Origin of the sequence: Propionispora hippei DSM 15287, assembly GCF_900141835.1 — a bacterium.
In the GTDB taxonomy this organism is placed as follows: Bacteria; Bacillota; Negativicutes; order Propionisporales; family Propionisporaceae; genus Propionispora; species Propionispora hippei.
This window is the reverse complement of the sequence record NZ_FQZD01000038.1, coordinates 17,690-36,185: the sequence shown is the minus strand read 5'-3', so window position 1 is coordinate 36,185 and position 18,496 is coordinate 17,690. Positions and strand designations below refer to the sequence as shown.

Below are 18,496 nucleotides of genomic sequence, written 5' to 3'. Positions count from 1 at the left end.
GTTAGCTTCTAAAATTTCCACACCTTTGTACTCACACAGCTTCCTTAAGATCACTCCTATATCCGCTTTTATTTTTCCATATATCACCTGTCTACGATATTTTGGTGCAAATACTATATGATATTTGCACCGCCATTTACTATGTGCTAAACTCTTAGTATCATCCATTGGATGCGCCTCCTTTGTTTAGAGTTATGCGGTCGGCAAACCTGCATTTATTCTAACAAAAGAGGCTGTTTTTTTCGACGTATAGCTATAAGCTTTTTGGAACCACATGCATAGCATGTGGTATTCGCTTACGCAATAAAAAACGGGCTGCCTAGAGCAGCCCGTCATTTCATCGTTCTAAGCTATCCCTACGGTGGTGCTAACCACATCAGGTTCCAAGGGTCGGAAATCATTCCTCTCAGCCGCACGGCGCCCCCAGCTATGTTGTGTCGTATGTGATTGTCTATAAAAATTGTAATGCATTTTACTTTCTTTGTCCAGCTACTTTTTCCCCCTTTTATTGCAACAGCCGCAAAGCCTTGTTCTCAGCCGGAATCCGGACGCCTACCAGCAAAATAAGATTGAGTAGGGAAAATAGCAGGGCCGTTACCATAGCGTCAAAGATCATGGGAATACAGAATAATTCCAGACAGACCGCCACATAATTGGGATGCGGCACATAGCGATAAGGGCCGCGCCGTATCCGCGCCGCTCCCGGCACGATCAAAATCCTGGTATTCCAATAGTGTCCCAAACTCCCCATGCACCAATACCGGAGAACCTGAGCCACAGCCAGCCCTGCGCCCCATATATACCAACGGGTGTGCAGCACCGGTCCGTTATACAGACTTTCGCTAAGCAGACAGCTAAACCAGGCTATATGCAGCAAAAAGAACAACGGATAATGCTTTTTACCGAATTCCCTTGCCCCCTGTTTGAGCAACCAGGCCTGGTTTCGCCGGGCCAGCAGCAATTCTCCCAGACGCTGGAAAACCAGGCAGCCCAGCAATAGATAAAAACTTACCGCTACCACTGGAACAACACCTGCTCGGCGCAAAACCCGGGTCCCATGGATAGCAATATACCATACTGGCCAGCCGGTTCCGTTTTGCGCAAAAATTCCGCTAATACAAAGCAAATGGACACACTGGACATATTGCCATAGCGGGCCAATACCTCGTAAGCCAGGCGGAAAGTCTCCGGTGCCAAAGCCAGACTGTCTTCATAGGCCTGCAGCACTTTTACCCCGCCGGGATGAACAAGATAATGCTTGATCTTTTCCTTTTCCACGCCCCAATAGCAACAGGCCTGTTCTATCACCTCAGGCAGCCTTTCCCTGATGAGCGAAGGAATGTCGCGGGAAAAACGCACCTTAAAGCCCGATTCCACTACATCCCAGCCCATAATCGCAGCGGTATTGTCAAATAACGTGCTATAGCTGTCGAACATCAGCGGGCCACGCCCTGTTGCTCCCAGCACAACAGCGGCGGCACCATCTGAAAAAAGCCCTGTTCCGACGACATTGGCCTTAGATGCGTCGCCATGCTGAAAAGTTAGACTGCATAATTCCACAGCTACCAGCAGCACCAATTTCCCCGACAGCGCTTTTACATATTCCCCGGCTCGCGCCAGACCGGCTGCTCCACCGGCACAGCCAAGCCCCCAAAGCGGCAAACGGACGGTATGCCGGGACAGGCCCAACCGGGACAGTAGTTTTGTATCCAGCGTCGGTGTAGCAATACCGGTAGAGGAAATAAAAAAAACGGCACCAATATCACCAGGTCCGGCGCCGGCCTGCTGAATGGCTGCCCGGGCCGCTTGTTCGGCCAGTTCCAAGGCCTGGATTTGATATAAAGCATTGGCCTCGGCAAAGCTATGAGGAACCGTATACCACTCCAGTGGACATACCAAATGCCGGGTTTCAATCCCCGTATTATCGAATACCGTAAGCAGCTTATCTAAGCGGCTCATTCTTTCTTTAAATACACCGGCTACCAATGCTTTAACTTCTTCCTGCCTGACACAATATGGCGGCACTGCCGTACCTACTGCCATGATTCTGGCCCCACTCACATCATCACGCCCTCACTTTACTAGTTAGCCGGCGAATCCCCTCAACAAACCGGCCTTACCCCCTCGCGCAGGCCGGCAATGGCCGCCGCATGCGAAGTCGCGTCCCTTCCCAGCAACCGTAACAGTGTATATATATGCCAAAAAGAGCCAGACTTTCGTAAAACTTTACCGGCAGCTTATAGATTTAACCCAGGTGGGGATACTAGAAACTAATTTAGGGCGTGTTGGCACGAGTTGAGTTGCCCAGACTTCGAGCGGTTTTTTTGCCGGACAAGGCAATTTCCGCAGAAATACGAAGGTATTTCGAAGAAATTTAAGGCAGTACAACGGAAAATACGCCGGAAGATGGGGATTACAGTGAACACTTATGTCAACACGCCTAAACTGCTTGTATTAAAGGAGGCCGCGTTATGCTGCTTAGTTTACTGGCAATGAAAATGCTGGACCCGGTCATGGATGAAGCCATGGTAAAAATGATGACCGAGGCTTATGAAGACAATCCTTTCCTATTGGTTACCGCTTTGGAAAAGCTCACTCCCCGGGCAGCCATCGAAGCGGCCATGCGGGCCGAATCGGGCACCGTACTGTCAAGACCGCTGGGCAGCCCGGTTGTACGTTCTCCCTGGCAGGACATCCTGCTCAATCCGCGGCAGCTTTTTTCCCTGCCAACCGCCAGCCTGAAAGAAGTAAGCACCAAGACGGTAATCGGACCAACTGCGAAAAAACCGCTGCTGCTGGACATACCGATCATGATTACCGGCATGTCCTATGGCGGCTCTTTAAGCCTGGCGATGAAGGAAGCTCTGGCTCAGGGCGCGGCCCTGGCGGGAACATCCACCAATACCGGTGAGTCAGCCGTTACGCCGGAGGAAAGAAAGGCGGCCCGGTTTTTGATCGGCCAATATCACCGTGGCGGCTTTCTCAGCGGTCAGGAACAGCTTAGTCAGCTAGACGCCATTGAAATCCAGCTTGGCCAGGGCGCCTGGGGCGGCGCTGTCGAAGAACCCATCACCATTCCCAAAGACGAGCACCTGCAAAAAACCTGGCAGTTGGAGCATGAAAAAAGCCCTGCCACCATTTACTCCCGGATGCCTGGCAAAAGCTCCACTAAGGACTACATCACTATGATTGATTCTATGAAGTCCCAGTACGATGTTCCCATCGGTGTAAAAATTGCCGGAACTGATTACCTGGAATATGAACTGGCAGTCATTGCCCAAACGCAAGCCGATTACATCGTCATTGACGGCGCAGAAGGCGGCACTTCTGCCGCACCGCCTACCCTGCAGGATGATCTGGGGCTGCCAACTCTTCATTCTCTGGTCCGGACGGTACAATGGCTGAAGGAAAATAAGCTGCGTGACCGGTTCAGCCTGATTATTGCCGGCGGCCTGACAACTCCCGGACATTTTCTAAAAGCACTGGCGTTGGGGGCGGATGCCGTCTATATCGGCACCATTGCCCTGATGGCTGCCATGCACACCCAGGCACTCAAGGTCGTCCCGCAGGCGCCTCCTTCCCAACTCGCCTTATATAGCGGAAAAATGAATGATAAGCTGGACATTGATCAGGCAGCCCGCCACCTATTTCAGTTTCTTACCTCCTGCACGCAGGAAATGAAGCTGGCCGTCCAGGCTCTGGGAAAACACTCCTGCAAAGAGCTGTGCCTTGAGGATCTGGTAACCATCGACCGGGAGCTGGCCGAATGGACCGGTATCCGCTACGCCGGTCAGAGCCGCAAAAAACAGATCGCCGAACTGGATGAATATGCCGGCAGCCACACCGCCACCGAAACGGTCGCACCTACCCTGCACTAGTACCTCATCAGCCCTAAAAACAGTCCCTATGTTTTAAGTGACGCAATAAGCTCTGCCGTTTTCTTTCTGTGGCAGAGCTTAACTTTTTTGACATAACTAATGCGTAGTTCTGCTCTTTTATAGTATAATATATAGAGTATTGCTGTATTTTGGAAAGGAGTTACTGTATGGCTACTATAAACGAAAACTATTTAAAACTTCCCGGCAGTTATCTGTTTGCCGAAATAGCAAGAAGAGTTGCTAAATTTAAAGAAGAAAACCCGTCGGCCAATGTAATCCGCTTAGGCATCGGCGACGTAACCCGTCCTTTGCCGCAGTCGGTTATTACCGGCTTGCATGCCGCTGTAGATGAAATGGCTAATGAAAATACGTTCAGAGGCTACGGTCCGGAACAGGGCTATCAATTTCTGATAGAAAAAATTATTCAGACCGACTACAATCCGCGCGGCATCCAGCTTGATATAGACGAAGTCTTTGTCAGCGACGGTTCCAAAAGCGATGTCGGCAACATTCAGGAGATTTTCGGCCTGGAAAACAGAGTGGCCATCACCGATCCGGTATATCCGGTCTACCTGGATACCAATGTCATGGCAGGAAGAACCGGCGCACTTGGCCAGGACGGCCGATTCGGCAGTGTAGTGTATCTGACCTGCAATGCGGAAAACAAATTCGTCCCCCAGCTTCCGTCAGAAAAGGTCGATCTTATTTACATATGCATGCCTAACAATCCTACCGGCACCACCCTGACGAAAGACGAGCTGAAAGTCTGGGTGGATTATGCCAAAAAACACAACTCGATTATCTTATACGACGCGGCCTATGAAGCCTATATCCAGGAGGAAGGCATTCCGCACAGCATCTATGAAATCGAAGGCGCCAAGGACGTAGCTATTGAGTTCCGTTCCTTCTCCAAAAACGCCGGCTTTACCGGTACCCGCTGCGCCTTCACTGTCGTGCCGAAAACCGTCAAAGCCCTTACCGCTGCCGGTGAGTTGTATCCGCTGAACAAGCTGTGGAACAGACGGCAGACGACCAAGTTCAACGGTACGCCTTACATAATTCAAAAAGGCGCCGAAGCTGTCTACTCTCCCCAGGGCCAACAAGAGATTAAAGTCCTGATCAACTACTACATGGCCAACGCCAAAGTAATCCGCGAAGGCCTTGCCAGCATCGGCCTGGAAGTATACGGTGGCGTCAATGCACCTTATATTTGGCTGAAGGCCCCTAATGGCATGGATTCCTGGGCCTTTTTCGACAAGCTGCTAACCGAAGCCCATCTGGTAGGAACTCCCGGCTCCGGCTTCGGTCCCGCCGGTCAAGGTTACTTCCGCTTAACTGCCTTCGGCAATCAGGAAAACACGCTGGAAGCGGTGGAAAGAATCAAAACCCGTTTAAAAGTCTAATTACCACGAGGTTATCGCTATGGTTACGCCTATTTCCCAATTACAGGAATTGATTATTTACCGCAAAGTGTTGGAAGACAACATCATCCGGCAATTGCCGACCATCTGCTCGGCAGCGGCCACACCGGCCGAGCAGGCCGCCTGGTATGGAGAATTAATCGGCAACGCCGAAGCGCTTTCGCTGCAGGGCGACCTGATAAAGCAGTACCTGCTCTATCTGCTGGCTCACGATAAGAATATCGTAAGTGTGACCTTACAAAAAACCGGCGGCACGCTGGGCGAAAGCCTGCAAAAAGCCTGGTTGCATGATCTTGGACTGCTGCAGAAATTTTTCGCCGCCGAGTTGCCGGCCGGACGTCAAAACCAGTTGATTGAACGCTTTGTTCCCACCTTTCCCCCGGCTGCGCCTAGCCCATACCGCTTGCTGGAGCCCGGCTTTCTTTCCGTATCCGCTACACCGGAACAGGCTGCCACGCTGTTAATTTCCTACTATACGCAATATGGCTACGGAGATATGGCGGAATACGCCGCCTTCCGTTGGCAGGAAGCAACCGGCCTGACAGGAATTAAGCATTATGACACCATCCGTCTGGCCGATATCGTCGGCTATGACCGGCAAAAAACAACGCTGGTCAATAATACCCAAGCTTTCCTGACCGGGCGGCCGGCCAATCATGTCCTGCTGTCCGGTGCCAGAGGCACCGGTAAATCCTCCTCAGTGAAGGCTCTGGCCAATGAATACTTTGCCAACGGCTTACGTTTGGTAGAGGTTGCCAAAAGCCAGCTTACATCACTGCCGAAACTTATGGAGCTACTCCGCGGCTATCGCCAGCGTTTCATTATTTTCCTCGACGACCTGTCATTTGAAGAGTTTGAGGTCGAATACAAGTATTTGAAATCGGTCATCGAAGGCGGCCTGGAGGCCAAACCGGACAACGTGCTGATTTACGTCACCTCTAACCGGCGCCATTTAATCAAGGAAACCTGGAGTGACCGCAGTGAAAATATGGACGAGTTGCACCGGGCTGACGCCGTTAACGAAAAAATCTCCCTGTCCGACCGCTTTGGTATTATCCTGAGTTTTGTGGCGCCAAGTCAGCAGGAATACTTAACCATCGTCAGCGAGTTAGCCCGTAAACAGGGAGTGCAACTTCCTCCGGATGAGCTGCGTACAGCAGCCTTGCAATGGGAGTTTTCCCATTCGGGACGCTCAGGCCGTACAGCGCAGCAATTCATTAATCACTTATTAAGTAACCGCGCCGCAAAATAGCCTGCTATCTAAAAGATTGCGCAGCCACGCCCAAATATTACCAGCCGCAACGTACGTTTCCTGTATACCAAAAAGAACCCGTGTTGAGATGGAGCCTCAACACGGGTTCTTTTCTTATACAAAATATCAAAACACGCCCGGCAGCAAGCCATGGCCAGTTGCATACACTATGAGGGGGGATGCACATGTTTCGCGAAGTAAATCCAAAATACCTTATACTGACCATGGCAATTATTACACTGCTGGCCACGGAAGACCAGGACGGCGACGAACTGGAAACCATCGGCAACTACGTCGTCGCTATCGGCGGTGTCATCCTGGCTATCGCCTCACAGCGGCAAAGCCAATCCAACCTAAACCAACCGCTCAACCTGGCCAACAACCAGCTTATCCAGCGAAACTTTGACGAACTGCGCGAACAGATTCGTCAATTGGCTCAGGAACGAAACATACCCTTGAAAGAAGGAGACCCTACATAGCCTGTTTGCGCAGGAATACAGCCAATTCACGCACATCGGCCATAAGCGAGGCATAGTTAAACGGATTCAAGGATTGCGGTCCGTCGGACAAAGCCCGTTCCGGGTCCGGGTGCACCTCAATCATGAGTCCGTCGGCACCAGCTGCCACAGCCGCCATGCTCATCGATTTAACCATATGCCATTTTCCGGTTCCATGACTGGGATCAACAATAATCGGCAAATGACTTAACCGCTTGATGACACCAATAGCGCCCAAATCCAGCGTATTGCGCGTATAGGTCTCAAAGGTCCGGATGCCGCGCTCGCAAAATACCACATTGGGATTGCCTTCATTGACAATATATTCGGCGGCATGGAGCCATTCATCATAAGTAGCCGCAAGACCGCGTTTCAAAAGTACAGGCTTACCGGAACGGCCTATTTCTTTTAATAAATGAAAGTTTTGCATATTGCGGGCACCTATTTGCAGCATATCGGCATACCGGCTAACCGTTTCAATAGCATGAATATTGGTCACTTCCGTAACAACTTTCAGCCCTGTAAGCGCCCGCGCCTCGGCTAAATACTCAAGACCTTCCTGTTCCAGACCCTGGAAGGCATATGGCGATGTCCGGGGTTTATAAGCGCCGCCCCGCAAGAACTGAGCACCGGCGGCACGGACAATTTGGGCGGCTTCCAATAGCTGCTCCCGGCTTTCCACGGCGCAGGGACCGGCCATAACCACCAGAGAACCGTCACCGATCTTCACACCGTCAACATCAACCACCGTCGGCTCGGGATGAAACTCCCGGCTGACCAGCTTATAGCTCGAAGTAACCGGCAATGCTTTGTCCACTCCCTCAAAGGCTTCTATCGGCAGTGACATGATTGCTTTTTTATCGCCAATAATGCCAATAATCGTACGGAATTCACCGTCGACCAAATGGGCCTGCAGCCCGGCTGCCTCAATCCGTTCAACAATATGCTGTATTTGTTCTCGCGTTGCTTTAGAATTCATTACAATTACCATGTGCCTAATCTCCCCTTAATATAAATTATTTTGCACAAAACAAAAAGTTCTCATCCTCTAAAAGGACGAGAACTGTGCTCGCGGTACCACCTTTGTTACCTGCTGAAAGCAGATCACTTTGTCAAGTACGGGCCAATTGCCGATACCTGCCTTCTTTGCTAACGGGGAAGGTTTCCGTCACCACCTACCATCCTTACTAAGGAATTCAGCGTGCAGCTCCGAGGCGAACTTCAGCATATACGGTGTACCAGGCTCTCATCTTACCCTGGCTCTCTGTAACCACTGCCATATACCTACTTTTCCTCTTCATAACTTTTCGAAATGAAATTATATATAATTTACCACATATTGCAATGATTTTCAAGCATTTTTTTGTATCTCTTTTACAATCGTTCACGCTTAGTCACGGACTATGTTTCGCCTGATTTGCGCTACCTTGCTTACAATATCCGCCGCTCCGACAATTTCGGTCACCATGGCAATCATTCGAGCTCCCCTGTGGCTGACCGACAACACATTGCCTTCCTTTATGCCACCGATAGCAACAAACGGCAGCTTACTCTGTCTAACGACATAGTCCAAATACTCAAGTCCCACCGCCGCACATACGTCGGTTTTGGTATGGGTGGGGAAAATAGGTCCCACACCGATGTAATCAACGTCCAGCTTAACGGCGGCATCGGCCTGTTCCGGCGAATGAGTGGACAAGCCAATCAGCATGTCATTGCCTACCAGCTTCCGGACTTCCTGCGGCGGTAAGTCCTCCTGTCCGAGGTGAACTCCGTCGGCACCGGCGGCCAGTGCTAAATCGACAAAATCGTTAACGATAAACGTAACCCCGGCCAGCCGGGTTCTTTCCCGGATATAGCGGCATTCCTCAAACATAGCTCCGGCCTTTTTATACTTTTCCCGGTATTGAATCACCTTAATTCCAGCGGCAATCAATAAGTCAACCACCTCTGTGTTGGACCGCCCCAGTGAATATTCGGCCGCCGTTAATCCATAAATACCGCCGGCCAAAAAATTCTCCATTTTACTTCTCATCATCGCCATCTCCCTTTACCCGTTCGACTGCATACTGCACAATTAAATCCGCCTGTTTGGCGGCCGCTATCGTAACACAGGGCGCCATTGGCGGCAATGCCTCGCCGATACCGGAAACCAAATCTCCCACCAGATAAAAGGTATCTTTGAGCCGGTGAACCCGTATCCGGTCACTGTCGCCCCAGCCGGCCAAACCCGAGGCCGCTACCATAAACTTTCCGCTGGCGAGATACGCCTCAACCAACAGCTTTTTATAATCCGCCCGGTCAAGGGCTTCGACAATGACCTCGCAGTCCTTGAATATAGCGGCCACATTATGCTGTTCGATCCGTACAGGCAGCATTGTCAATTCCAGGCCGGAAGAAATAGCCAGCAGGTTATCCCGCAAAGCCTCTACTTTGCTTTTTCCGATCTGATGCTGAAAATAAAACTGCCTGTTGAGATTCTTGTATTCTACTTGATCAAAATCTACGACTGTTAAACGGCTAAATCCGCTCCTGACAAGCATAGCCGCACAATTAGAGCCAAGACCGCCAGCTCCGGCAATTCCAATCCGCACGGTTTTCATATATTGCAGCAATGCCGGTCCCACATAAGCGGTAAGCGCCTCATCTAACCTGTTCATCCTCTACTCCTCACAATAACTGCCAGTCTTTATATAACGGTTGGTATCCCTTCTGGTACAGCATGGCCGCCACCTGGGCCACCGTCCGCTCATCGGAAATCTCAAACTGTCCTGTTTCGCCCTTATCGGTCCGTCCGCCCACAGCGGTGCAGGAACCTGCCGACATTTTCGTCACCCCCAGGCCTACCAGATGGTCACGGAGCACAGCGCTCTCCCGCGTGGAAAGAGTCAGCCCGCCATGCGGCATAAACAACCGGTAGGCCAGTATGTACTGAACCAGGTTCTTATCGGTAACCAGCGCCTTGGGCGGATAACCGCCGGCATGGGGGCGCATACGGGGTGGTGAAATGCTGATCTCGGTGGCGGGGTACCGGGCTTGCAAATAATCGGCATGCACACCGGTCAGAAAAGCTTCCCGCCGCCATTCATTAAGCCCCAGCAGCGCACCGATATTGACCGAACGCAAGCCGGCGGCGCAGGCCCGTTCCGGTGCGTCCAAACGAAATTGGAAGTTCCGTTTGGGTCCTGCCGGATGAAGTTCTGCGTAAAGCAGGGGGGCATATACCTCCTGATAAAGCGTAACACCATCCACGCCAACTGCGGCCAACTGTTCGTATTCCTCACAAGTCAGGGCGTAGATTTCCATGCTGATGGAAGAAAAATAGTCTTTCAATACTTTCACGCAATCCGCAATATAGGTTACCGGCGATTCTTTAGTGCAATCACCCGTCAAAATAATAATGTGCTTCAAGCCGGTCCGGGCAATGGCTTCGGCCTCTGTCGCCACCTCATTCAGCGAAAGCTTTTTCCGGTGCAAAATATTCTTCGTATTAAATCCACAGTATAAGCACTGATTGGTACAATAATTGGACAAGTACAGCGGCGTATACAAAAGCATGGTCTTGCCAAAATGCTGGATGGTCAGCCTGCTGGCTTTTTGCGCCATGCTTTCCAGAAATCCTTCCGCCTGGGGCGACAACAGGGTTAGATAATCCAGGACCTGCAGCCGCTCCTTATGCAGCACCTGCTCCACATTGGCTGCCGTGAGCCGCGAAAAATATCCGTCAAAATCAAAGCAGTCATACCGTTTCAGTTCCCCATAGAAACTCATAGGCTCTCCTCCTGACAAAGCTTGGGCTAAATGATGCTGATCAAACTACTCCTGTAAAAACCCGGTCAGCGGCGAAGAAGCGGTCCCTTCACGGCGGATAGCGCCAGGTCGGGCCAAATACCCCTTGCGGCCTGCTTCCACGGCCTGCCTGAACGCACTGCCCATCAAAACAGGCTCTCCGGCGGTGGCAATGGCAGTATTAACAAGAACGGCAGCCGCGCCCAGTTCCATGGCCTCGGCTGCTTCCGAGGGACGGCCCAGTCCGGCATCGACAATCACAGGCACCGGTAGCTCTTCGATCAAAATCCTGATTAGTTCCTTCGTCTTTAAGCCGCGGTTGCTGCCGATAGGCGCTCCTAAAGGCATTACGGCTGCCGCCCCGGCTTCAACCATCCGTTTGGCGGCCGCCAAATCGGGTGACATGTAGGGCAGGACGATAAAGCCCTCAGCCGCTAAAGTCTCTGTCGTCTTGATGGTTTCATAATTGTCCGGCAGCAAATACCGGTTATCGGCAATCACTTCCACCTTGATCCAGTTTCCATAGCCGGCGGCCTGCGCCAGACGGGCAATGCGAACAGCCTCGGCGGCATTTCTCGCACCGGAAGTATTTGGCATGATGATACAGCCCTGAGGAATATAGGACGCCACATTTTCTTCCGGATATTGCAGATCAATCCGCCGTAAGGCGACAGTCACCACCTGTGCGCCGCAGGCAGCGACCACCTCAGGAATAACAGCATTAGCCGAAAACTTTCCTGTTCCCAAAAACAACCGGCTCTGTAATAATTGTCCGCCGATTTCCAATACATCCTTCATCGTTCAGCCTCCCCCCACAAAAGTAATGATTTCCAGTTTGTCATTCTCCTGCATACTTAGCGACGGCCAGCTATCTGATGCGACAACGGCCCCATTGAATTCAATGACAATCGTGGCCGGATTCAACTGACGGCTTTCTATGAAGTCACTGATCGTCATTGGCGCAGTAAGAACGAACGGTTTTCCGTTAACTGTAATCTGCAACCTATTCACCTCCCGGAATGATGTGCAAACTGCCCCGGACAGAATATGTTGCCGACAACGCAGGCAGGCATAAACAAAAAACGCGCTACCGGAACGATAGCGCGTCATGCATAACCAATTCATACACTTCCTACGCGGGCATTATCCCGATCAGGTTTAGAGGTAAGGTGCTTACTAGTCCACTCTCAGCCCATAACATGAGCTCCCTCGGCAATTTTATGAAATTATAATTTGATTGTAACCCCTCCGCCCTCTGCCGTCAATAACGGGACCAAAATAATTGTGCCAAAATATAATTAAATATGGTATTCAACTTCCAGCGTCTGCCGGGACGGCAGGAAACGGACTTCCCGGAACTTGCCGAAGGAAAGCCACTTATTCACCACAGCACCGGACGGACCGCCTGCAGCGGCGTATTCCTGCCGAAATAAGGCCAGATCTTCGACCGACGCCACCCGGACATAAAAGCCCTGCGGATTGAGGACAGGCACCCCGCTATAGGTATATTCCGCCAACGACACCAGCGTCTGCAGCTTGGCATTGCGCACCTTAGCGGCCAGGCCCCCGCTGGCATCCATCAAATCAAAGTCCTGCGGATATTCATAGCTGTCTCCTGTAATCGGCAGTACATCGCCCACATGGAAGTTATGGGCTTTACGCGGCAAACGTTCCAGCCGATTTTCCGAGAGAATATAATAGTATTCATCAAAGCAGCCGACGATCAATTCCTTATCCTGTTTTACCAACGAGCTTCCTGCCTTGAGGCCCTCCACCAAACCGGATACAATTCCGCCGCCGCATGTCTCGTAGCCGTCAACCAGCACAAACCGCCCGGTGACCGGATTGTTCCGGAATTCGTCAAAACAGATTTCCCGCTTCGTCCGGATAATCACTTCCGCCACATCGTTGGTATTCACCTGACCGGCGTCTTCCGTAGCTGCCAGCGTTGTAGCATCAACTACTTTGGTAATGGAATATATCTCGCACTCCACCTCCTGGGTGACTAGCTTCAGCTTATATTCCTGTCCCTTTTGCAAAGGCCTTTTGCCCATCCAGAAAATATTGGCCTTAAAGGTATTGGCAATAAGCGGAATATCCTCCTTATGAACAATCATTTCACCGCGCTGGTTAAAAAACTCATCTTCCACAGTGATCCCTACCGACATGCCGGCCTGGGAATGCTTGGTCTTATCCCGCTCCGCCCAGTACTCGATGGTTTTGATCCGGGTCGTTTTACGGCCGGGAACGACAACAATTTCATCGCCTTCCCGCAAGGTCCCCGCTTCAATCCGCCCGGCAATAATGCGCCGGTGATCAAACTTGTAAACATCCTGGATGGGAAACCGCAGCGCTTTGTCTTCCAGTCCGCGATCCTTTTCAAACAAATCCAGGGCAGTCAACAGTGGCTCTCCCTTGTACCAGGACATTTTTTCCGAATGCAGCGTAATATTCTCACCCCAAAACGCCGATACGGGAATGTATTTCAAGGGATATACCTGAAGGTTACCCAAAAATTCATGCATTTCCTTTTTGATCTGATGATAAATGGCTTCCGAATAGCCGATCAAGTCCATTTTATTGATCAGCACATATACTTTTTGAATGCCCAGCAGGGACAGAATATAGCCATGACGCTTGGATTGCTCCTGAATGCCTTCATTAGCGTCTACAATCAGCAGCGCCGCTTCGGCGTTGGCTGCGCCGGAAATCATATTCTTTAAAAATTCCTTATGCCCCGGTGCATCAATAATGACATAATCCCGCTGTTCGGTATGAAATTGCAATTGCGTGGTATCTATGGTAATGCCCTGTTTTTGCTCTTCTTCAAAGGCATCCAGCAAATAGGCGTATTCAAAAGGCTTCCCCTTTTCCTGAGAAATCCGCTTCACCCGTTCAATCGCGCCTTCGGGCAGGGATTTGGTATCATACAGCAACCGGCCAATGACGGTTGACTTTCCATGATCGACATGTCCCACTACGACGATGTTCAATGATTCTCTGGCAGCTACCATCCGTTTTCTCTCCTTTACATATAACCGTCTTTGCGCAGCTTCTGCATGGCGTAGGAATCCTCCTGATCCTGCGCCCGGCCAGCCCGCTCGCTCACCGTAGTGTGCTTCAGTTCTTCAATAATTTGCGCTACCGTCACTGCCTGGGAATCAATCTGTCCGGTACAGGGAGCACAGCCTAAACTGCGGTAGCGCTTGCCGTTTCTGGCAAAATACAAATCGACCAAGGGGATATTTTCCCGTTCAATATAGGCCCAAATATCAATTTCATTCCAGTGGAGAATAGGATGCACCCGGATATGATTTCCTTTGGGAAAATCGGTTTTAAACTGATCCCATAATTCGGGAGCCTGGTTGGTATAATCCCATTCCGAATCCTTATTTCGTTCGCTGAACACTCTTTCTTTGGACCGGGACCCTTCTTCATCCCGGCGGATGCCCAGAATCAGCCCTTCAAAGGAATACTGGGTCACAACCTGCTGCAGTCCGTCGGTTTTTAGCGCCTTGCAGCAAACCAGCCGTCCCTTATCCGGCCCCATACCGTCCCGCAGCGCCTCCTCGTTCGTGTGCACAATCAAATCCAATTGATATTCTTTGGCTATCCGGTCACGATAGGCAATCATCTCCGGTATTTTATAGGTTGTATCTACGTGAATAAACGGGAAAGGCGAATGACCAAAAAAAGCTTTTTTCGCCAACCACAATAACACGGTCGAATCTTTGCCGATGGACCACAACATACCCAATTTGCCAAACTTTTTATAGGCTTCCCGCAAAATATAAATGCTCTGTGCCTCTAAACTATCCAAATGATCCATAACTGCCTCCTTAATACGCATTTGCCTTATGTTTATCAATGGTAATCACCGTTTCCGCACCATCCGGGCCTACCATAACCCAATGGAGATAATTCTTTTCCCATCGGGTGTAGAGGTAACCGCCGCGGCCGCCGATATCCGCCCCCAGATAAAATTGAATGGCGGCAACCGGACATTCCTTGACGCAGGAAGTACAGCCCCAGCAATCCTGAGGATAGCGGATTTCGCTTTTCCTCTGTTCATCAGCATACAGCAGGCTGCCCGGACACACCTGGCGGCAACCGCCGCAGCCGATACAGTTATCTTTATTGATCCGTATGCTCATAGATCTCATCCTTCTCGACAATATTCCGCAGCACAATGCGCACTTTGCCTGCTTCCTGGCGGGAATTCACATATTTCAGCCAGTGTTCGTCATCCTGGCAGGGATAATCGGCGTTTTCCTGAAAAGCGCGCCAGCGTGTCTCTTGCCGTGCCGCCAAATGAGCAATCAGTGTTTTGCATACATACAGACGGTCAAGCAGTTCATGGATATGCATTAGTTGATGCATGTCGCCGGCACTAAGCTGCCTTGCCAGGACCAGTAACTCTTCAATACGACCTTGGGCCACCCGCAGTTTTTCCCGGTTATATACATATCCCGCCGTAATCCCGCCGGCATATTCATCCATGGTTTTCTGCATGGCTTCTTCCAGTTGTTCCGTTTGATATAAGCCGACCGACCGGGTTAAGCAAGCAAGAATTTTTTCCTGTTCCCCGTCAATCTCCGCCAAATCGGCGACAGGAGCCGGTTTGTCCTGAATATCCTCCAGGACGGCTAAAGCGGCGATTTCGGCTTCCGCCAGACAACCTGTCACATATTTTTGCGGACTGCCGCCGGCCACATCGCCGGCAGCGTACAATCCCGGCAGCGTTGTCCGGCGCCGCGTATCCACCCAATAACCGCTGCCGGTGTGTCCACCGACAATATAAGGCTCCGTCCCTTCAATCTCCACATGCTCCACGGCCGGCCCCCGGCCGCTCTCCTGCCAGCGCAACGTTTGCGAAGGCGCCATATTTAAATAAGCCTTATACAGCTCCTGCTCCTGTTCGGCAGTAATACCCGCCGTTTTCAAATAGCAGGGACCCCGGCCCTGTTGATTTTCCTGCACGGTCGAATACAGCCTGAGCGATGTGTTGGGAACGCCGTACTGCTTTTCATATTCCTCACCCCGGCTGTTGATTTGCGGCGCCCAAACGCCTTGGGCAATTGTCCCGGTGGGTGCAATGGTGTCTTTACAGCGCAGCGCAATAAAGCGCATCTCAAAGGTGGTCATCTCCGCGCCCTTACGAATCCCCATCGCATAGCCGGCTCCCGTATTAAACGGGGAGTACCACATCTTGTGGCGGGAAAAGCCGGGATTATTGGGTCTGTATAACCCGGCAGCGCCGCCGGTGGTACAGATAACTGCCTTGGCGTAAACGGCATAGAAAACAGGCTCGGTAATCGAAAACCCGTACGCTCCGGTGACCACACCATTATCCACTATATAATCGGTTACGCAAAACCGGTTTAAAACAGTAACGCCAGGCGATGCCGCCACGGCTTCGGCCAACAGCACCTTGATATTTTCGCCGTTGATCTTAATGTTGCGGTTGCCGCGGGCCATATATTTTCCGTCCCGGTCTTTCAGAATGACCAGACCCAGTTTCTCCAGCTTTGCCGTAACAGCGTTGAGCCGCTTGGACATGGAGTATACCAGATCCTCCCTGATGACTTTAGCCGCATCCTGCCTGACATAGTCAAGATAACTTTCCGGGCTTTGTCCTTCCACAATATAAGCATTCAGGGCATTGACGCCGGCCGCCAGACAGCCGCTGCGCTTAATATTGGCCTTTTCGGCAATCAGAACGTTGACGGCCGGCCGCTCGGCCATGGTCAATGCGGCAAAACAACCTGCCGTTCCGCCGCCAACCACCAATACATCGGTATGTAGCACCTTTGTCTCCAGCTTCATACTTCCTGGTCCTCTCTTTTGGTATATGTTAGGGAACCACTGGTTTATTCACACTGCACAGCCTGGCGGATCTTTCTCCGTCTGGCTGCGTCAGCAAAACTTTGAAATAGGGACCGCTATTCCCGCGATTTACTTCCTTGCCAGCCGAAAAAATCTCTCGTCAGGCTGACATGCTCATTAAACCAGCGGTTCCCTAAGCTTTATTTAGTCCCCATCTTTGGCGGACATTGTTTTCCAAGCGGCCGAAAATCAGTTTGTCGACGGCAACGCCTAAAATAATAATGACCAGCATAACCGCCATTACCTGGCTGATATCGGCCAAATCCCGTCCAACCATCAACACCTGGCCCAGTCCCTTGGTGGCCGACATCATTTCACCGGCCATCAGCGCCCGCCAGGCGAATGACCAGCCCTGCTTCAAACCGGAAATCAGACTGGGCAGACTGGCCGGAATAGTTACATACCTGTAGCTGGTAAAGCCCTTGGCGCCCATGGTTTTGGCGGCTCTCAAATAGAGCGGGTTGATGTTCTTTATGCCTGATTCGATGGACATGGCAACAGCAAAGGTAGAACCTATGGCTATGACAAAAATAATGGCGCTTTCGTTAAGTCCATACCACAAAATAGCAAACGGCAGCCAGCAAATGCTTGGCAGCGTTTGCATACCTAAAATAAGAGGGCTAAGATTCTCATCCAGATACTTAAACCGGACCACCAGCAGACCGATCACAATTCCCAGCGCCATGGACAGCAAATAGCCGATAAAAATTCGCTTGGCGCTGGCCAGCACGGCAATCCCCAGACTATTGTCGCCAATCAGGCCGGCCAGCGTTTTCAGAACATCCACCGGCGAAGGGAAAATATAAGGTTTCCAAACGTGTAATATATCTACGCCCAGCTTATAAGCCGATTCCCATATTGCTATCAGAATCAGGTAAAATAGTATCTTTTTTAATATTCCAGTCACTGTCGAATTCAGCTTTGGCAACCTTCTCCACCTCCTCTTTGAGTTCCCGGAGAATATCTGTCACAAAGTAGGAAACATCCAGGCTTTCCGGCAGCCGCGGCCGGGCCAGCTGAATGTGGAATTCTTTTTTTATCCGGCCCGGATTAGCCGACATGACCACTACCCGGTCGGCGAGCACTACAGCTTCTTCCACATTATGCGTAACAAACAGAATGGTTTTTTTCGTCTCCCACCAGATACGCTGCAGTTCGGCCTGCAGAATATTTTTGGTCTGGCTGTCCAGAGCGGCAAAGGGTTCATCCATTAACAATACTTTCGAGTCGAGCGTTAAGGCCCTGGCCAGGGCAACCCGCTGCTTCATACCGCCTGATAATTCATGGACAAAACAATCCTGAAACCTGGTGAGGTGCACCATTTTCAAATATTTGACCGCCGTTTCGCGCCGTACCTGTTTCGGCACACCGGCCAGTTTCATCCCGAATTCCACATTGTCAATGACCCGCAGCCAGGGGAACAGTGCCGCTTCCTGAAACATGACGGCCCGGTCGGGACCGGCGCCTTGAATTTCCTTACCTTGCAGCAGCACGTTTCCCGCCGTTGCCGCTTCCAGTCCGGCGATAATATTAAGCAAGGTCGATTTACCGCAGCCTGACGGTCCCAACAGGCAGATAAACTCGCCTTCTTTGAACTCCAGATTAATATCGTCTAACGTATGAACGGTCTTATGATCCGTAACAAACTGTTTGTTGATATGGTTAATGACAACACTCACTGTTTCACCTCTTCCCACTGCCTTAGAAGGAACCACTGATTTATTCACACTGCACAGCCTGGCAGACTCATTAAGTCAGCGGTTGCCCCGGTGA

The 18,496-nt window shown here is 51.0% G+C and carries 19 protein-coding genes, 2 riboswitches and 1 other annotated feature; of the genes, 4 read left to right on the top strand and 15 right to left on the bottom strand.

Annotated features, from left to right (window positions below; genetic code table 11):
- From F3H20_RS16290 to F3H20_RS16280, 3 genes are all read right to left on the bottom strand, one after another.
- Positions 1–168, bottom strand: a 168-nt coding sequence (locus tag F3H20_RS16290; protein WP_149735940.1) for a transposase, incomplete at its 3' end; no start/stop codon positions are given.
- Between the two features lie 167 nt (positions 169–335).
- Positions 336–435: riboswitch (TPP riboswitch) on the bottom strand.
- A 70-nt stretch (positions 436–505) separates the two neighbouring features.
- Positions 506–1,021, bottom strand: a complete 516-nt coding sequence (locus F3H20_RS16285) for an isoprenylcysteine carboxyl methyltransferase family protein (protein ID WP_223191815.1) — start codon at positions 1,019–1,021, stop codon at positions 506–508.
- The gene (locus F3H20_RS16280; RefSeq protein WP_223191814.1) at positions 1,015–2,061 is read right to left on the bottom strand and encodes a type III polyketide synthase; all 1,047 of its coding nucleotides are present in this window, start codon (positions 2,059–2,061) and stop codon (positions 1,015–1,017) included. The genes F3H20_RS16285 and F3H20_RS16280 overlap by 7 nt, the downstream gene beginning before the upstream one ends.
- 410 nt (positions 2,062–2,471) lie before the next feature.
- Between F3H20_RS16280 and F3H20_RS16275 the strand changes: the two genes are divergently transcribed.
- From F3H20_RS16275 to F3H20_RS16260, 4 genes are all read left to right on the top strand, one after another.
- The gene (locus tag F3H20_RS16275) at positions 2,472–3,878 is read left to right on the top strand and encodes an FMN-binding glutamate synthase family protein (RefSeq protein WP_149735939.1); all 1,407 of its coding nucleotides are present in this window, start codon (positions 2,472–2,474) and stop codon (positions 3,876–3,878) included.
- Positions 3,879–4,045: 167 nt separating this feature from the next.
- Complete coding sequence (locus F3H20_RS16270) at positions 4,046–5,281, top strand: LL-diaminopimelate aminotransferase (RefSeq protein ID WP_149735938.1); 1,236 nt, start codon at positions 4,046–4,048, stop codon at positions 5,279–5,281.
- 19 nt (positions 5,282–5,300) lie between these two features.
- A complete protein-coding gene (locus tag F3H20_RS16265; RefSeq protein ID WP_149735937.1) occupies positions 5,301–6,551 on the top strand; it encodes an ATP-binding protein in 1,251 nt (416 codons plus the stop codon).
- 185 nt (positions 6,552–6,736) lie between these two features.
- Positions 6,737–7,030, top strand: coding sequence for a hypothetical protein (locus F3H20_RS16260; RefSeq protein WP_149735936.1), 294 nt, complete (start codon positions 6,737–6,739; stop codon positions 7,028–7,030).
- Here F3H20_RS16260 and aroF read toward each other — a convergent pair.
- From aroF to F3H20_RS16200, 12 genes are all read right to left on the bottom strand, one after another.
- A complete protein-coding gene (gene aroF, locus F3H20_RS16255; RefSeq protein WP_149735935.1) occupies positions 7,023–8,039 on the bottom strand; it encodes a 3-deoxy-7-phosphoheptulonate synthase in 1,017 nt (338 codons plus the stop codon). The two genes, F3H20_RS16260 and aroF, sit on opposite strands and share 8 nt — an antisense overlap.
- 58 nt (positions 8,040–8,097) lie before the next feature.
- Positions 8,098–8,358: a binding site (T-box leader), on the bottom strand.
- Between the two features lie 80 nt (positions 8,359–8,438).
- A complete protein-coding gene (gene thiE / locus F3H20_RS16250) occupies positions 8,439–9,086 on the bottom strand; it encodes a thiamine phosphate synthase (protein WP_223191813.1) in 648 nt (215 codons plus the stop codon).
- Positions 9,073–9,708 (bottom strand): sulfur carrier protein ThiS adenylyltransferase ThiF, encoded by a 636-nt coding sequence (gene thiF, locus F3H20_RS16245; protein ID WP_149735934.1) that lies wholly within the window; start codon positions 9,706–9,708, stop codon positions 9,073–9,075. Before thiF ends, thiE begins: the two co-directional genes overlap by 14 nt.
- A 10-nt stretch (positions 9,709–9,718) precedes the next feature.
- Positions 9,719–10,819, bottom strand: coding sequence for a 2-iminoacetate synthase ThiH (gene thiH, locus F3H20_RS16240; protein ID WP_149735933.1), 1,101 nt, complete (start codon positions 10,817–10,819; stop codon positions 9,719–9,721).
- Positions 10,820–10,864: 45 nt separating this feature from the next.
- Positions 10,865–11,635, bottom strand: a complete 771-nt coding sequence (locus F3H20_RS16235) for a thiazole synthase (RefSeq protein WP_149735932.1) — start codon at positions 11,633–11,635, stop codon at positions 10,865–10,867.
- A gap of 3 nt (positions 11,636–11,638) precedes the next feature.
- The gene (gene thiS / locus F3H20_RS16230) at positions 11,639–11,839 is read right to left on the bottom strand and encodes a sulfur carrier protein ThiS (protein ID WP_223191812.1); all 201 of its coding nucleotides are present in this window, start codon (positions 11,837–11,839) and stop codon (positions 11,639–11,641) included.
- 109 nt (positions 11,840–11,948) lie between these two features.
- Positions 11,949–12,058, bottom strand: a riboswitch (TPP riboswitch).
- A gap of 77 nt (positions 12,059–12,135) precedes the next feature.
- Positions 12,136–13,851: a sulfate adenylyltransferase subunit 1 gene (locus tag F3H20_RS16225; protein WP_149735931.1), complete on the bottom strand. Its 1,716-nt coding sequence runs from the start codon at positions 13,849–13,851 to the stop codon at positions 12,136–12,138.
- Between the two features lie 14 nt (positions 13,852–13,865).
- A complete protein-coding gene (cysD, locus tag F3H20_RS16220) occupies positions 13,866–14,666 on the bottom strand; it encodes a sulfate adenylyltransferase subunit CysD (RefSeq protein WP_149735930.1) in 801 nt (266 codons plus the stop codon).
- Between the two features lie 10 nt (positions 14,667–14,676).
- Positions 14,677–14,991, bottom strand: a complete 315-nt coding sequence (locus tag F3H20_RS16215; RefSeq protein ID WP_149735929.1) for a 4Fe-4S dicluster domain-containing protein — start codon at positions 14,989–14,991, stop codon at positions 14,677–14,679.
- Positions 14,972–16,663, bottom strand: a complete 1,692-nt coding sequence (locus F3H20_RS16210; protein WP_149735928.1) for an adenylyl-sulfate reductase subunit alpha — start codon at positions 16,661–16,663, stop codon at positions 14,972–14,974. The genes F3H20_RS16215 and F3H20_RS16210 overlap by 20 nt, the downstream gene beginning before the upstream one ends.
- A gap of 193 nt (positions 16,664–16,856) precedes the next feature.
- Positions 16,857–17,651 (bottom strand): ABC transporter permease, encoded by a 795-nt coding sequence (locus F3H20_RS16205; RefSeq protein WP_188128373.1) that lies wholly within the window; start codon positions 17,649–17,651, stop codon positions 16,857–16,859.
- On the bottom strand, positions 17,563–18,402 hold the full coding sequence (locus F3H20_RS16200) for an ABC transporter ATP-binding protein (RefSeq protein ID WP_149735927.1): 840 nt from the start codon (positions 18,400–18,402) through the stop codon (positions 17,563–17,565). The genes F3H20_RS16205 and F3H20_RS16200 overlap by 89 nt, the downstream gene beginning before the upstream one ends.
- Positions 18,403–18,496: the final 94 nt, after the last annotated feature.

Bases quoted from the DNA above. Each gene is read 5' to 3' on its own strand.
- F3H20_RS16260 (WP_149735936.1), top strand. From the start codon at position 6,737: ATGTTTCGCGAAGTAAATCCAAAATACCTTATACTGACCATGGCAATT.
- F3H20_RS16215 (WP_149735929.1), bottom strand. From the start codon at position 14,991: ATGAGCATACGGATCAATAAAGATAACTGTATCGGCTGCGGCGGTTGC.
- F3H20_RS16270 (WP_149735938.1), top strand. From the start codon at position 4,046: ATGGCTACTATAAACGAAAACTATTTAAAACTTCCCGGCAGTTATCTG.
- F3H20_RS16275 (WP_149735939.1), top strand. From the start codon at position 2,472: ATGCTGCTTAGTTTACTGGCAATGAAAATGCTGGACCCGGTCATGGAT.
- aroF (WP_149735935.1), bottom strand. From the start codon at position 8,039: ATGGTAATTGTAATGAATTCTAAAGCAACGCGAGAACAAATACAGCAT.
- F3H20_RS16210 (WP_149735928.1), bottom strand. From the start codon at position 16,663: ATGAAGCTGGAGACAAAGGTGCTACATACCGATGTATTGGTGGTTGGC.
- cysD (WP_149735930.1), bottom strand. From the start codon at position 14,666: ATGGATCATTTGGATAGTTTAGAGGCACAGAGCATTTATATTTTGCGG.
- F3H20_RS16225 (WP_149735931.1), bottom strand. From the start codon at position 13,851: ATGGTAGCTGCCAGAGAATCATTGAACATCGTCGTAGTGGGACATGTC.
- thiF (WP_149735934.1), bottom strand. From the start codon at position 9,708: ATGAACAGGTTAGATGAGGCGCTTACCGCTTATGTGGGACCGGCATTG.
- thiH (WP_149735933.1), bottom strand. From the start codon at position 10,819: ATGAGTTTCTATGGGGAACTGAAACGGTATGACTGCTTTGATTTTGAC.
- F3H20_RS16235 (WP_149735932.1), bottom strand. From the start codon at position 11,635: ATGAAGGATGTATTGGAAATCGGCGGACAATTATTACAGAGCCGGTTG.
- F3H20_RS16265 (WP_149735937.1), top strand. From the start codon at position 5,301: ATGGTTACGCCTATTTCCCAATTACAGGAATTGATTATTTACCGCAAA.
- thiE (WP_223191813.1), bottom strand. From the start codon at position 9,086: ATGATGAGAAGTAAAATGGAGAATTTTTTGGCCGGCGGTATTTATGGA.